The 13,792-nt window shown below is 47.9% G+C and carries 17 protein-coding genes; all 17 read left to right on the plus strand.

The annotated features are described in order from the left end of the window. The first annotated feature begins 2 nt into the window (after window positions 1-2). The 17 genes from ACZ5V1_RS03255 to ACZ5V1_RS03335 all read left to right on the plus strand — a co-directional run bounded on the left by ACZ5V1_RS03255 (window position 3) and on the right by ACZ5V1_RS03335 (window position 13,525). Window positions 3-1,262, plus strand: a complete 1,260-nt coding sequence (locus tag ACZ5V1_RS03255; protein WP_464390582.1) for a phage tail sheath family protein — start codon at window positions 3-5, stop codon at window positions 1,260-1,262. Next, on the plus strand, window positions 1,262-1,792 hold the full coding sequence (locus tag ACZ5V1_RS03260) for a phage major tail tube protein (protein WP_464390583.1): 531 nt from the start codon (window positions 1,262-1,264) through the stop codon (window positions 1,790-1,792). Before ACZ5V1_RS03255 ends, ACZ5V1_RS03260 begins: the two co-directional genes overlap by 1 nt. A 34-nt stretch (window positions 1,793-1,826) precedes the next feature. After that, window positions 1,827-2,156: a phage tail assembly protein gene (locus ACZ5V1_RS03265; protein ID WP_464390584.1), complete on the plus strand. Its 330-nt coding sequence runs from the start codon at window positions 1,827-1,829 to the stop codon at window positions 2,154-2,156. 67 nt (window positions 2,157-2,223) lie between these two features. Then, window positions 2,224-4,581 carry a phage tail tape measure protein gene (locus ACZ5V1_RS03270; RefSeq protein WP_464390585.1) on the plus strand — a complete coding sequence of 786 codons (2,358 nt, stop codon included), beginning with the start codon at window positions 2,224-2,226 and terminating at the stop codon, window positions 4,579-4,581. After that, a complete protein-coding gene (locus tag ACZ5V1_RS03275; RefSeq protein ID WP_464390586.1) occupies window positions 4,574-4,771 on the plus strand; it encodes a tail protein X in 198 nt (65 codons plus the stop codon). Before ACZ5V1_RS03270 ends, ACZ5V1_RS03275 begins: the two co-directional genes overlap by 8 nt. A 2-nt stretch (window positions 4,772-4,773) precedes the next feature. After that, a complete protein-coding gene (locus tag ACZ5V1_RS03280) occupies window positions 4,774-5,790 on the plus strand; it encodes a phage late control D family protein (RefSeq protein WP_464390587.1) in 1,017 nt (338 codons plus the stop codon). Continuing rightward, entirely contained in the window at window positions 5,790-6,473 is a 684-nt protein-coding gene (locus ACZ5V1_RS03285; protein ID WP_464390588.1) for a phage baseplate assembly protein V, read from the plus strand. The genes ACZ5V1_RS03280 and ACZ5V1_RS03285 overlap by 1 nt, the downstream gene beginning before the upstream one ends. Then, window positions 6,466-7,344, plus strand: a complete 879-nt coding sequence (locus ACZ5V1_RS03290; protein ID WP_464390589.1) for a phage tail protein — start codon at window positions 6,466-6,468, stop codon at window positions 7,342-7,344. Before ACZ5V1_RS03285 ends, ACZ5V1_RS03290 begins: the two co-directional genes overlap by 8 nt. Continuing rightward, window positions 7,345-7,662 (plus strand): GPW/gp25 family protein, encoded by a 318-nt coding sequence (locus ACZ5V1_RS03295; protein WP_464390590.1) that lies wholly within the window; start codon window positions 7,345-7,347, stop codon window positions 7,660-7,662. It abuts the gene before it with no gap. Continuing rightward, a complete protein-coding gene (locus tag ACZ5V1_RS03300) occupies window positions 7,659-8,756 on the plus strand; it encodes a baseplate assembly protein (RefSeq protein ID WP_464390591.1) in 1,098 nt (365 codons plus the stop codon). The genes ACZ5V1_RS03295 and ACZ5V1_RS03300 overlap by 4 nt, the downstream gene beginning before the upstream one ends. Next, a complete protein-coding gene (locus ACZ5V1_RS03305; RefSeq protein ID WP_464390592.1) occupies window positions 8,756-9,400 on the plus strand; it encodes a phage tail protein in 645 nt (214 codons plus the stop codon). The genes ACZ5V1_RS03300 and ACZ5V1_RS03305 overlap by 1 nt, the downstream gene beginning before the upstream one ends. A gap of 11 nt (window positions 9,401-9,411) precedes the next feature. Beyond that, the gene (locus ACZ5V1_RS03310; RefSeq protein ID WP_464390593.1) at window positions 9,412-10,386 is read left to right on the plus strand and encodes a hypothetical protein; all 975 of its coding nucleotides are present in this window, start codon (window positions 9,412-9,414) and stop codon (window positions 10,384-10,386) included. Between the two features lie 8 nt (window positions 10,387-10,394). After that, window positions 10,395-11,006, plus strand: a complete 612-nt coding sequence (locus tag ACZ5V1_RS03315; protein ID WP_464390594.1) for a hypothetical protein — start codon at window positions 10,395-10,397, stop codon at window positions 11,004-11,006. A gap of 3 nt (window positions 11,007-11,009) precedes the next feature. Further along, a complete protein-coding gene (locus ACZ5V1_RS03320) occupies window positions 11,010-11,345 on the plus strand; it encodes a hypothetical protein (protein WP_464390595.1) in 336 nt (111 codons plus the stop codon). Between the two features lie 113 nt (window positions 11,346-11,458). Then, window positions 11,459-11,926 (plus strand): hypothetical protein, encoded by a 468-nt coding sequence (locus tag ACZ5V1_RS03325; RefSeq protein ID WP_464390596.1) that lies wholly within the window; start codon window positions 11,459-11,461, stop codon window positions 11,924-11,926. 193 nt (window positions 11,927-12,119) lie between these two features. Continuing rightward, window positions 12,120-13,106, plus strand: coding sequence for a hypothetical protein (locus ACZ5V1_RS03330; protein ID WP_464390597.1), 987 nt, complete (start codon window positions 12,120-12,122; stop codon window positions 13,104-13,106). Then, window positions 13,079-13,525, plus strand: a complete 447-nt coding sequence (locus ACZ5V1_RS03335) for a hypothetical protein (RefSeq protein WP_464390598.1) — start codon at window positions 13,079-13,081, stop codon at window positions 13,523-13,525. Before ACZ5V1_RS03330 ends, ACZ5V1_RS03335 begins: the two co-directional genes overlap by 28 nt. Window positions 13,526-13,792 lie beyond the last annotated feature (267 nt).

Below are 13,792 nucleotides of genomic sequence, written 5' to 3' on the forward strand. Positions count from 1 at the left end.
GTATGTCCGGTTATTACCACAGAGTCCATACACGCGAAGTGCCAACCGCTATTGTGCCTCCGCGCCGTATCAGCGCCAGTATCCCTGTTGTTGTAGGGACTGCGCCAGTAGATTTGCTTCCGGAAGGACAACACAAGCCCATTAATGAGCCTGTGCTTTGCTACACGTTTAAAGAATTTGTTGAGCAGTTAGGCTTTACTGATGAAGCAGACGCAAACAACATGTTTAAATATTCACTGTGTGAATTTGCTGACACATTCTTTGGCAAATACAATGTTGCACCAATTGTGTTTATTAACGTGTTTGATCCTGCAACACATAAAACCGGTGAAGACGCTGACGTTACCAAAGTGGCTGCCGCAGATATTGTTGGCGGCTATGACGCAAGCGCCGGAACTTCTACAGGGCTTGAGCTTGTTTCTAAGGTTTTCCCGAAATTCCGTATTGTACCGGGACAAATTCTTGCACCGGGCTTCTCTCATGACCCTGCCGTTGGTGTGGTTATGGACACTAAAGCCGGTTCTATTAACGGGATTTTCTCTTGTATTGCCCTGTGTGACATTCCAGATGCAACCTGCACCAAGTACACAGACGTGCCAAGCTGGAAGGAAACCAACAACTACACAGGCAAGCACACCGTATGCTGCTGGCCTAAAGTAAAGCTTGGTGATCGCGTGTACCATATGTCCAGCCACCTTGCCGGACTTATCGCCCAGACCGATGCGGATTATGAAGGCATCCCATACGTTTCTCCATCAAACCGCCGTATGTCCATTAACGGCGCTATCGCAAACGGTAAGCCCGTACACCTTGAATTGCCACAAGCCGAATACTTGAACGGGCAAGGCATTGTTACCGTGCTTAACTTTGACGGCGGTTGGAAAGCATTCGGCAACCGTACCGCCTGCTACCCCTCCAACACGGACCCGAAAGACGCATTTATCCCTGTGCGCCGTTTCTTTAGCTGGCACGCTAACACCTTCGTGGTTACGTACTTCCAAAAGCTGGACGGCCCCACCACACGCCGCTTTATTGAAACCATTGTGGACAGTGAAAACATTCGTCTGAATGGATTCAAGCAGATGGAAATCATCCTCGGTGGTGAGATCTTATTCAACGCAGACGAAAACCCTACCACTGATTTGATTGACGGGATTGTGCGCTTCCATACCAAGATGACGCCACCTACTCCCGCGCGTGAGATCGTAAACATTCTGGAATTTGACGTGAACAACTTCCAGAACCTTTTCGGGGGTAACTAATGAGTAGCAAACAGCCAGAAAAGATTATTTCGTTTGATGTGTATTCCGGCTCTGAACTCTTTATGGGCGTTGCGGATGCAGAACTGCCGAACATTGAGTTTATGTCTGAAACGCTTTCCGGTGCCGGCATTGCCGGTGAACTTGATTCACCAACTATCGGGCACACCAGCAACATGAGCGTGAAAATTAAGTTCCGCACTGCAACAAAGCATGCACTGGAGCTTGGTGCACCAAAGCGCCATAGCCTTACTTTCCGTGCATCCACGCAGGCACGCGCACTTTCCGATGGTGCAGCGCTTACCACCTTCCCGCAAAAGATCATGGTGGCAGGTACTCCAAAATCTGTAGGGCTTGGCAAATTTGAGTCCGGGAAAATGCAGGATGTGCCTGTGGAATTGGCCTGCGATTATCTGAAGATGTGGATTGATAACAAGCCGGTTGTAGAGATCGACAAGTTCAACATGATCCACAAGGTAGGCGATACCGATTATCTGCAACAGGTGCGCAAGGATCTTGGCCGCGAAGGTTAATCACTACTACTTTTTACCTTAGAGAGGAAAGTCCATGCCAGAACCTACAGCAAAAGAAATTACTCTGATTAAGCCCATCACCATTGATGGTGAAGCTATTTCAACCGTTACCATGCGCGAGGCCATTGTTAACGACCACCTAGAAGCTGCGGACATGGCTGGCCCCAACGCAAGCAATGCGCGCTATGAAGCATGCCTGCTGGCGCAGCTGACCGACATTCCGTTTGGCGTATTTATCAAGATGCCAGAAGCCAACTACTTCAAGCTGATGCAGGAATATCAAGATATGGGAAAGTCTCAATCAGCGCCGATGATCTCAGGCGCGCCTGTCTCGTCTTCTGCAAGCAATCCGGACAACGATTAGCAGACGTTGTGCAGATGCCGCTTGGTGAACTGGATAACTGGCTACGCGCATTACGAAAGAGGTAAACATGGCAATTAAACAAGTTGGTTTTGATTTTGTTATCGGCTCTACGCTGAATAGCAACTTTACTGCGAATATGAACCGCACAGAACGCGGACTGAGTCGCATTGGTGACGCTGTTACCAGCTTGAACAAAATGCCGGCGTTACGTTTGGGGAATGATCTTGCGCGCCAGAGTGAACGCATTAACGACTACCGCACCCAGTTAAAAAAAGCTGAAACAGAACTTGAACGATTGAACCAACAGGGCGAAGCAGCCGGAGAAATTTCCGGCCTGCTTGCCCGTAAAATTGAACGTACCGAAGCAACCATTGCCAAAGTAACAAAAGCAATGGAACGCGAAGGTCGCAGCTATGGGCGCAATGTTGTTAAAGCAAAGCAACACGCAGGCTCCATTGCTGCCATGCGCAAAGAATATGGCGGATTAAATGCCGCACTCACGAAGGCAAAACAAAGGCAAGATGCATACACCGCCAGTATGGCAAAATCGAAGAAATATGCAGAACAACGCAAAAACCTTAAAGGGCAAATTGTCGGTACCGCTGCAATGGCTGGTGCAGCTGCGGCTCCCCTTGTTGTTGGGGAACAGGTCGCACAGGCAAAGTTTCGTTTAAGTACTGCCATTAACAGCGATAACAAAAACGCAGCAATGGTTGATGCTGGTAAACAAGCGCGGGAATTATCCCGCCAAGGCTTGGCGTCTCTTACAGAAGCGTATGACATTCAATATGCTCTCAACTCTGCGGGACTTGATGCAGCTGCCGCCCGTGCCGGATCTTCCATTGTTGCCAAAGTTTCCAAGGTAACAAACGGACAAGCTGAATCCGTGGGTGAAGTGCTTGCAACTACATATAACAACTTAGGCAGTTCCCTTGTTGGAACAAACGAAGAAAAGTTTGCCCGAATCGGGGATCTGCTTACAAAGACGCAGCTTAAATTTCAGATTAAAGACTTCGGGCAGCTTGGTGAGTCCATGAAAGAAGGGGCTGCCGGACTTGCGAACTACAATGTGAATCTTGAACAAGGCGTTACCTTGCTGGGTGTACTGAACTCCGCAGGCCAAGGTGGTAGCAAGGCTGGTACGGGCATGAATGCGGTTCTTCGTCAGTTAGGTAACGCACAAAAAGAGTGGAACATTGATTTAGTGCGCGGCGCTAACGGACAGCTTGATATGGTCGCCACGTTGGAGCAGGTGAACGCTGCACTCGAAGGTATGGGGCAGGATGAACGGGCGCAGGCCATTCAAAAGGTATTCGGTGAAGAAGGATCAAAAGCTATTGTGCCGATGCTGAAAAATCTTGATTCCCTCTCTGCCACTGTCAAAGACGTTAGTGAAGGTGCCCGTGGCGTTGTTGACTCCAACATTGCCAACTACCTCAAAACCGCCACACCTAATGCCGCCAAGGTTACAAACAGCCTTACAGATCTTGCGGACGTTATGTCCTCCGCCGTTGCACCAGAACTAAACATGATGCTTGGAACCTTTGCCAGTGGCGTAAACGTACTGGCAGATTTTGCACGCGAACACACAGGCGTAACCAAGACTGTTACCGGCCTTGTGGGTGGCCTTATTGCGCTAAAAACTGCGGCACTTGGGCTTGGAATTTTCCGCACCATTATGGGGCAAGGTTTCGAGTTTTTAAAACGAGGCAAGCTGCAAAAAGGGTTTCGTGGACCCGTTCCCGTTACGGTCACTAATTCTGGCTCGTTGGGAGATTCCGACGGCTTAGGAATGGGCGAAGACGGAAGCGGTAAAAAGTCCCGTCGCAGAAAGGGAAAGTTTGCACGAAGGCTTGGTAAATCCAGAGCTGGGCGCATGTTCGGTAAGCTCGCTAATAGTAGAGCCGGTAACATGGTGGGAAACCTTGTGAGCAGCAAGGCAGGAAGATTTCTCGGTAAAGGCTTCCGTCCCCTCAGTATGATGATGGGCGCAGGCTCTCTGGTTAACTCTCTTTCATCCGGTGAAAAAGTTGGCGAAACCGTTGGCAGTATGGCGGGTGGTACAGGCGGCAGCATGGCTGGTTCTGCTATAGGTGCTGCTATCGGTTCGTTTATTCTTCCCGGCATTGGTACGGTGATTGGCGGTTTCTTAGGTGGTATGGGCGGCGGCATGCTGGGAGACTTGCTCGGCGGCGCAGCAGGTAAGCAGTTTGATGGCATTGAACAGGCTGTACAGTCTTCGGATAAGGTTTTGGCACCACAACCCAATGTCATGGTTCACAGTCAGAGCAACATTACTGTTAATGGTGGCAATATTGAGGAAGTTAAAAAAGTTGTTCAGCAGGAGCAAGCAAAGGCAGTTCAACAATTTCCTAAACTTATAGCGGACGCACAAAACGCGAGCAGGAGAACTGCCCTTGACTAGCTACATTGCCCAGACGGGAGAAACCTTCGACGCGATCGCCCGCAATTTGTGGAACGATGAACGGCTTTTTCAGCGGCTTGTTGATGCTAACCCGCAGTATAGAACCGTTGTATTTTTTGCCGGTGGTGAAATGCTCAACGTGCCTGATCTTCCAGCAGCAACAACGACCATCAAAGCTCCTTGGGAATAACCATGCATACCAGAAACGCCTACTTCGACATAACCATTCGCGGTAAGAATGTTTCCACGCAGCTTGCGCCGTATATTACGTCCGTTACGTGGTCGGATGCTGCCAACTCTACCGAAGCAGACAGCTTGGACATTGAACTGGATAACCGAGATGGCCTTTTCTCCGGAGCATGGCAGCCCACTAAAGGCGATAAGCTGACAGCAAAGCTTATTACCGAGCATTGGCACAATGAGCATGAGCGGCTTGTAGTTAACTGTGGTGTATTTGAGATAGATGAAACAGCCCACAAGTTTAGCGGCGCTGGTGACACGGTTACGCTTAAAGCTATTTCCGCAATGGTTAAAGGCGCGATCCGGCGCGAAAAGAAAAGCCGCGCATGGGAGAATACTACTTTTTCTGCCATAGCAAACAAGATTGCTGCCCAGCATGGTTTCGGCTGCGTGTTCACCGGTGATGATGTGCAGTTTACTCGCATTGAGCAAAAGTCTGAAAGCGACATTGCCTTTATTCGTCGCCTTGCCAAAACACATGGGCATGCGTTGAAGCTGGCAGACGGCAAAGTCATTTTGATGGACGAAGCCAAGCAGGACAAAAAAACAAGCGTGGGCATCATCAACAAAAACATGGTGCTCTCCGTTGAGATTACCGACAAAAGTACGGACATCTATTCAGCCTGCGAGATTCAATACCATGACGCTGCAACGAACGAGACGCACAAATACGTATGCAAACCAGAAGGCGCTCCCACCTCTGGTCAGATTCTCAAAATCAAATCACGGGTTGAATCGCTGGACGCCGCACGCAAAAAAGCAACCGCAGCTTTACGCAGGAAAAACAAGCTTGAAACAAGCGGCTCCCTCTCTTGCATGGGCAACCCGCATTTTATTGCAGGTACTGTCTGTACGCTAGGTGGATTCGGAGTTTTAAACGGTTTGTACGCTATTGAGAAATCCACTCATACAACGGGCGAAGGTGGATATACCGTGTCTCTCTCTATCCGTAGGACGGTAAACTACTAATGCAAGATTACACCCACGACATTGATGCACTGGCTGCGGTTCTCGGCAACTTATTTCAGATAGGCAAGGTGACGTCTGTTAACGATGCAGCAGGAACCTGCCGCGTTGTGATGCCGGATGCAGATAATATGGAAAGCTTTGACCTGCGTGTGCTGCAAGCCAAGACGCACAAGGACAAGCAATACATTATGCCAGATGTGGGTGAAATGGTGTTGTGTGCCTTTCTCCCGTCTGGAAACGAACAAGGTTTTGTGTTGGGCGCGTATTACTCTGCAACTGATCCCGTGCCTGTTACGACCCGCGACAAGTGGCATGTGAAATTTAAAGACGGTGCAAGCATTGAGTACGACAGAGAAGCGCATGTTCTTTCCGCAATTATCCCCGGTGATGCCACCATAAAAACAACCGGCAATGTTTCCGCAACAGCTGACGGAACCATTACCGGAACATCTAAAAAATCTATTACCCTCAATGCTCCGACGATTACGCTTAACGGTAAAACTTTTATCAACGGCGCACTCTCTCAAGGTGGCGGCTCCAATAGCGGAGATGCTTCATTTAAAGGTAAGCTGCACACTACAGACAACATTTCAACCGATGCTGATGTAGTGGCAAAGGTATCACTCAACAGCCACAATCACCCTTGCCCGCATGGTGGCGATACAGGAGCGCCCAATGCCTAGCTTGCTTTCCATAATCAGCGAAGAACTGTTTGCAAACGGACGCGCCGCAGAAGGTATTCCTAAGGTCGCACGCGAAATTGCAGAAGACGCAGGAACCACGCTCGAGCGCGAAGGACTTACCCTAGTTACACGCCAGATGGCACGTGAGTATTCTGCTCTTACGCGTGATCTTTACGAAGCAACAGGAAACGCAACAGCCGGCGGAACACTTGACCAAGTTGCCAACGGATTTTTGCATGGTCGGTTCGTAAAAGTTCCGGTCGATGGCTGGAGCGTTGCAAACGACAACGGCCTGCGCTCCAAGCTTGTAGATACCGCACTGGAAGGCATGAAGGACAAGCAACCAGTACCGCAGATTACTGAGAGTATGCAACAGGTACACGCAGAAACCATTTCTATGCCTGCGCCACAAGTTGCGCCTGTAAAAACGCAGCCCGTGCCAACGTCGCACCGCATGACAACTACACAGGCCGCGCCTCCACAAAGCCCTATAGGTTCTTTCGGCACAATCGCGTTTCAGGTTTCACGCGAGAACACCATCACTCCGGAAAAATTCAACGTGTCGCGTCCTGCCCGTTTTGCAGAACACGCTATTTTGCATGCTGCGCCCAAAGGCCAACATCTTGGGATTGGCCTGCGTGCCATCTCAATCACTATCAAGCTGATGCATCCATTCTGCAAAAGGCCGGCTGCACGCATAGCAGATCTGGAAGCCATACAGGAAAGCGAACAGGCGTACCCGCTCGTACTAGGTGGACGAAACTACGGCAATTACGCCCTGTTAAATCTTGATGTGACCGTGAACAAGTTCGGCCACGGCGGCGCGATTCAGTCCGCAGAAGTTCAATTGAAACTGAAGGAATATTTTTAAATGTACACCGTGGACACCACAACCGAATGGCATCAGCAGTACGGCGCAACAAGCATTACAGCAATTTTGCAGAACGTGCGGAACATACTTTCCACCACGCGCGGCACTGTGCCTCTGGATAGAACCTTCGGCATTCGCCAAACATTTTTGGATAAACCGCAGGCAGAGGCAATGGCGCTGTTTACGGGGGAAGTAATCGCAGAGGTTGAGAAGCAGGAACCGCGTGTGCGTGTGCTGCGTGTTGAGTTTGCCCCCCGCACGAATGATGCAGCAGACGGGCAACTCTATCCCGTTGTTACGTTGGAGATGAAAGAATGAATCTTCCAGATATTACATTTGTCGATAACGACCCCGCAAAGATCGAATCGCGCATGATTAGTAACTTTGAGGCCATTTCAAACAAAAAGCTGTATCCGGGCGCGCCTGAACGTCTGTTGCTGGAAAGTGCGGCAATGGAGTTCGCGCTGATCCGCAGCGAGTTCGACCACAGCGCAAAGCAGAATTTAGCCACCTATGCAGAAGATGAGCATCTTGATCATGTAAGCGCATTTGTTGCTACCAAGCGGCTCGATGCGGCACATTCTGCGTGCCCTTTTGAATTTGTGGCAGAGGCAGAACATACAGGCATCGTTATTCCCAAGGGTTCGCAGATTACACCAGATGGCAAGCTTATGTTTGCCACAACTGAAAATGCAGGGCTTGTTGCAGGCAATACAACAATAACGGTCAAGGCCATATGTGAAACTGCGGGAGCAGCTGCGAACGGTTTTGCAACTGGCCAGATTAACAGGCTTGTAAAGCCGTTGGCGGGTATTTTTTCTGTACGCAACACCGCCACAAGCATGGGCGGTGCAGATGTGGAAGGTAACGACCACTTACGCGAACGCACCCTTGATGCACCACGCGGATTTAGTACTGCGGGGCCAGAAGGCGCATACGGTTGGTGGGCCATGTCTGCACATCAGGAAGTTACTCACGCTGTGTCAGTCTCCCCGCAGCCCTGCGAGATTGAGGTGTATGTACTTATGGAAAAAGGCCGTATCCCAACTGCTGAAGAACTGACACAAGTTGAGGCTGTTCTTACTCCTAAAAAGGTACGCCCACAGGGTGATGTTGTACGAGTGCTTGCACCAGCGCAGATTGAATATGCGCTCGATATTACATGGCACGCGCCTTCCGTGCAGCAGCAGGTAGCACTTGCAACAGAAGTTGACCGCATTGTTGCTGAGTACATCCAGTGGCAACGCCTGCGCCTTGGGCGTGACATTAACCCTTCTGAGTTGATTCACCGTTTACGTAGCGTAGGCGTTCAGAACGTGAATGTTGTTTCACCAGCATACACGGCAGTTGCAACCACACAGGTTGCTATATGTACCACTACCAATATTAACTTTGGTGGAGTGAAAGCTTAATGACAACACTCACCGAACTCCATTTTGTAGACCTGCTGCCGGACTCCATTAAAGACGACCCCACAACCAAAGTGCTGGCAGAAGTAATTGATATAGAATTCTCGCTACTGCTGGCGACAATGAACGTGCCGCAATTTCTGCTGCGTGTTGATGACATGGTGGAACCGGAACTTTCCATTTTAGCGCGTGAATTGTGTGCGCCGTTCTGGGAGCCTGCTCTTTCAGTTGAGCACAAGCGCGAGATTATCAAAAAGGCTCCTGTCTGGAACATGACACGCGGCACAAGCTGGTGCGTGGATGATGCGCTTGCAACCGTATACGGCAAGGCATCCATGCAGGAATGGCACGAATACGGTGGCACACGCGGCACCTTTAAAGTGTATGTAGAAAATGATGAGCCAATGACAAAAAATTCATTAGAAAGGCTCAGACGCATACTTTCCGAAACCAAACGGCAAAGCCAGCATCTGGACTCCATTGTCATACCGCGTGGTGCAGAAGGCACGCTCATTGTCGGAGGCATATGCGAAGTGGTGCGGCCTGTTATTGGCACTATGCAGCATCACACATCTGGCACCGGACAATGCGGCAGTGTTGGCGTGGCATATTTTCTCCCTAAAATTACGTGTAACTCTCAACCGTAGAAGGAACACCTATGGCAACATTTACCAACATCCAAACCACCGAAGCAGGACAGGTGTTATTGGCACAAGTCCATGCAGGAAGCGAGCAGTTGAGAGTTACCGGCATTGCATTCGGTAGCGGCATATGGACGGAAGAAGAATACGCAGCACGAAACTTAACCACGCTTAAAAACGAAGTGCTGCGCGTGGCCCCTAGCGGTGGGGAACAGGCTGGCGGTGTAGCAGATATTACTTGTGTGTTGACTAACGCCGCGTTGGAAACAGGCTTTGCCCTTACCGAGCTGGGTGTGATCGCGAAAAAAGCAGACGACACCGAAGTGCTCTATATGGTGGATAGTGTGGAAGCGGCTAAATCAACATGGATTAGCCCTGCCAGTGAACACCTTATGCAAATTCCTGTAGAGTTGCGTATTGCGTGCTCGAGCACGTCACAGATTGACATACGCATTGAAAGCACTGCGCCTGTGACAAGTGCGGATATGGAGAATCATAACGTTGCACCGGATGCACATGCAGATATTCGGGAGAAATTGCAGACACAGGGTAATGCTATCTCGCAGTCTGGTGTACCCCACGGTGGCTGCCTTTTTTTTGATGGTGCAGTCAACAGCGAAGGGCGTCCTCTTGATCCCATAACAAGCGAGGCAATGTTGGCATTTGGTGTATGCGATGGGCGCACATATGAATCACCCGATGGACGTCAAGTTTCGACGGTTAACGCACGAGATAAGTTTATAGTTGTTGCTGGTGGGAAATATGAAGTTGGAGCAAGCGGTGGTGCTGACAGGGTTACGATTACAAATAGTACATCAGCACCACATGTACATACTATTGAGTCTGGAAATACTTCCAATATAGGCGGCGCTACGCCTTTCACAAGTGCCGCGACTGTAAAAAGTTCATATTCAACTGACTCTGTCGGAGATGGGCAAGCTCATGAAAACCGTCCCCCTTACCTTGGCTTATTCCTCATCAAACGCCTTTAGGAGTTATCATGCGCGTAACAGTTATTGCACCAGACAAGTTGATTTTAGTTGGTGGTGAAGCCCTTAAGTTGCCAGAATTTTATTTTGACGAAACTCTTCACGCTATCCAGTTTGATGGGCAGGAAGGACATATTGAATTTGAAACACCGGACGGAGGCGTAACCACTGCGCCAATATCTGAATTAGAAGTGCAGCCATATGTGGAAGCGTGGAATGCAGAAAAAGCACGACTTGAAGCTATTGTACTCCCACCACAAACACTTGATGAAGCTTGCACCGCAAAGCAACGCGAGATCGCAGCCGCGCACGATGCGTTCCTAAAATCTCAGTCGGTAGAATACTCCGAGATGGAGCGGCAAACATGGGATAGTCAGCGCACCGAAGCAAGCGCCCTTCTCGCTGATCCACAAGTTGCAGCGCCGTTGGTTCGCGCGATCGCTAATGCACGCGGCATGGATGTGGTAGAAATGGCGCGGCGTATACAAACGAATACACAGGCATGGTCAGTGCTCGCAGGCCATGCCACAGGGCAGCGCTTGGCGTTTCAAGATGCGATGGAAGCTTGCACCACAGTTGAACAGGTTGAGGCTATTTCCATTATCTTTTCTTTACCGGAGTAACCAATGAAACTACTTGCACCTACTACCTACTTAGAAGCTTCAAACGAACTTAAAAATCGAATCTGCAACGGCTGCGGCCCAGACGGATTAATCGGCAAACTTGTTCCGGAACATCTTCTAGGCGCAAGCATTGCCGAGGCTTGTAATATTCACGACTGGATGTACCAGGAGGGAGAAGATAAGCAAAAAGCAGATCTCTACTTTTTGGCCAACATGATCTTTCTGTGCACCCAAAAGAGTAAGTGGCTTCTGCCAGCTCGGGCACTGATGGCAGTGCACTTTTTCCTAGCTGTTCACTATGGCGGGGAGGAGTATTTTGTGGTGGATGAGGGGGCGTAGCTGACATTCGTGATGTTAAAAGGAATTCATTCATAGTTACAATTAGTTGTAGAGTTTTCTTGAAAAATATAGCACGTTCTATTTCAGTTCGCTAACGTGGGGCGTTTGAAAGTATGGCTAATAAAAGAGGGCTTTTTTTGGAAAAAATATCTGATAATATCCTAAAGCAGCGAATAAAATTTGGGTGGCTCAATCTGTGTATTAGTCTTCCTGTGCTGCTTGCAATGTCTTATTTTGGCTGGGTAAATACAAAGTTTTTTTTCGGTTTTGGTTCTCCACCCGAGCTTGTTCGTTATTCACCTCTATTTATGTGTTTGACTATTTTAGTAGTTGCTTTTGCACCAGTCTATATTACGAATCTCTGGTATGTGGTGATGCGTAAACCCATGCCGCTTTTACTCCGTAATTTTTTTTCAAAAATGTTGACGGTATTATGCATATTATGGGTGTTACAGGCAGTGCCTTTTCATTTTTTGGCTACTAACTATTTAGAAGATAATGGTTATGTGTTCTGTTCTGAACGTCCAGCTGTACGTGGAATACAGGTTTATGCATTAGATGAAAATTTATGTTTGAAGTAATAGCTTTGATTTTGTATCAAAAAAAGCGTTGCAGGTTCGCTCCTGTAACGCTTTTTTTTGTTTTTATGGAAGCTAAGATGTTAAGAAAATTATTCTATTGTTATAATTAGTGGTAGAAAATTTTTGCAAAATATAGCACGTTCTATTTTTGGATGCTTAGGAAGGGACGCTTGAGCATATAAAGGAATAGAAAATGTCAGATGCTGTTTGGGATTATCATGGGAACCACATAAATACCCATGAAAGTGTAAATGACCCTTTGGGGATTTTGAAAGAACTTAAAAATACCTACCCAGATAAGGATGAAGTACTACGATTACGTCTTAGAGGGAATGTGAATCATGTCTTGGTTGCGACACTAGAGGAAGTTATGAAGGTAGTTCATTACTACTGGAAAAAAACACAACAGAGTATCTGGTATAATGTGATCTCAACATACGGCCTTGTGGCTGGGGATCTTTTTGACTTCTCAAAGTTGGTGAAGGCTTTTGGACGCATAAATGTTCGATGTGAATTTTATACAAATCAGAATGGGACTCAACTTGTTAAGTTCTTTGGACGACCGGGATGCAGAGCCATCCTGCAAGCGCCTGTCTGGGGAGCAAAACACTTTAAAGTGATTAATGCGGTAGTCGGCGTCACTGGGGTTGTAAAGAGAGCTGTTAATGGCACTGTCGTTGCTTTCGTTGTTTCGCCACTTATTCGAACAGTAGAATTTTTATTAACTGAAGAAAAATCTTTTTCACGGTATCAAGCTGAAATTTTGACTGACTGGGCAAAGCTTGCAATTGTTTCAGGTGGTTCTCTCGGTTTGAGTTGTTTGGCTGTTGGGGCTGGCTATGCGTTGGCTCCTTTTGCAGCTTTGATTTTTGTCGGTGTAGGTGGAATGGTTATTTTGAATGCACTTGATGATTATTATAAGGTTACAGATAGGTTGACTGAGTATTTGGAAGGGAAAAGGCAGCAGGCCGCGGGTTATGCTGCGGTGGCAACCTCTTCAGAGACTTTTGCATGTCATGATAGCGAATGGGGAGTTGATCTTTATAAAATGAAGCAAGATGGCCTGTTAGCTTCAGGCAGAGCGTTTACTTTGGGTGAATTGGAAAAGTATCGTTGTGCTTCTTCTCATGAACTGACAACGGAGGAGCTTTCTTGGGAAGAGTATCTGATTACACCTTAAAACAGCGTGTGCGTGGCGGTTGGATTAGTTTGCTTTTTATTTTGCCACTTACTTTCGCGGTGTCATATTACGGATGGCAGAGTGTTGAAGAGTATTTTTTTAGCGTTCCCCCTTCACAGATGATTCAATACACACCTTTCTTGTCCAGTTTTGTTTTGTCAGTATTCGTTTTTTTACCGTTGTACATTACTGGCGTGTGGTACGTGACCCTGCGTAGGGAGTTTCCTGCAGTAATTCATGCTGTTTTCGTAAAAATATTTGTGTCTCTTTTTGTCTGTTGGTTTCTTGTTTCAATTCCTTTTCATATTTGGGCCACAGACTATTTGGAAAAAAATAAATACATTTATTGTTCCGATCGTGAGACTGCTCGTGGGATAAGTGTTTATGTTCTTGACGAAGCACTGTGTGTAAAGCGGTAGTGATTATTTAGTATGTACGTTCGAAGCGTTGCAGATTCGAGTCTGTAACGCTTTTTTATTGTCTTCATTTGTTATTACTGCGCCAGAATGCATCTAGCTTCGTAGACACTAGTGAAGGAGCATCGCAGCAGGCAGCGTTGTTTGCATGGGCAGCAAAAGACGGCTTTATCGATTTGGTTGAGATGCTTAAAGATGAAATGTTGGATGTGAATAGAAAAGTTACGTTAAAAGAAGTCGATAAGTATGTTTGCCATTAAAACTTCACCA

This window comes from Halodesulfovibrio oceani subsp. galateae (assembly GCF_055397225.1).

Coding starts and splice junctions, on each gene's coding strand:
- ACZ5V1_RS03255 (WP_464390582.1), top strand. CDS start 3: ATGTCCGGTTATTACCACAGAGTCCATACACGCGAAGTGCCAACCGCT.
- ACZ5V1_RS03260 (WP_464390583.1), top strand. CDS start 1,262: ATGAGTAGCAAACAGCCAGAAAAGATTATTTCGTTTGATGTGTATTCC.
- ACZ5V1_RS03265 (WP_464390584.1), top strand. CDS start 1,827: ATGCCAGAACCTACAGCAAAAGAAATTACTCTGATTAAGCCCATCACC.
- ACZ5V1_RS03270 (WP_464390585.1), top strand. CDS start 2,224: ATGGCAATTAAACAAGTTGGTTTTGATTTTGTTATCGGCTCTACGCTG.
- ACZ5V1_RS03280 (WP_464390587.1), top strand. CDS start 4,774: ATGCATACCAGAAACGCCTACTTCGACATAACCATTCGCGGTAAGAAT.
- ACZ5V1_RS03285 (WP_464390588.1), top strand. CDS start 5,790: ATGCAAGATTACACCCACGACATTGATGCACTGGCTGCGGTTCTCGGC.
- ACZ5V1_RS03290 (WP_464390589.1), top strand. CDS start 6,466: ATGCCTAGCTTGCTTTCCATAATCAGCGAAGAACTGTTTGCAAACGGA.
- ACZ5V1_RS03295 (WP_464390590.1), top strand. CDS start 7,345: ATGTACACCGTGGACACCACAACCGAATGGCATCAGCAGTACGGCGCA.
- ACZ5V1_RS03300 (WP_464390591.1), top strand. CDS start 7,659: ATGAATCTTCCAGATATTACATTTGTCGATAACGACCCCGCAAAGATC.
- ACZ5V1_RS03305 (WP_464390592.1), top strand. CDS start 8,756: ATGACAACACTCACCGAACTCCATTTTGTAGACCTGCTGCCGGACTCC.
- ACZ5V1_RS03310 (WP_464390593.1), top strand. CDS start 9,412: ATGGCAACATTTACCAACATCCAAACCACCGAAGCAGGACAGGTGTTA.
- ACZ5V1_RS03315 (WP_464390594.1), top strand. CDS start 10,395: ATGCGCGTAACAGTTATTGCACCAGACAAGTTGATTTTAGTTGGTGGT.
- ACZ5V1_RS03320 (WP_464390595.1), top strand. CDS start 11,010: ATGAAACTACTTGCACCTACTACCTACTTAGAAGCTTCAAACGAACTT.
- ACZ5V1_RS03325 (WP_464390596.1), top strand. CDS start 11,459: ATGGCTAATAAAAGAGGGCTTTTTTTGGAAAAAATATCTGATAATATC.
- ACZ5V1_RS03330 (WP_464390597.1), top strand. CDS start 12,120: ATGTCAGATGCTGTTTGGGATTATCATGGGAACCACATAAATACCCAT.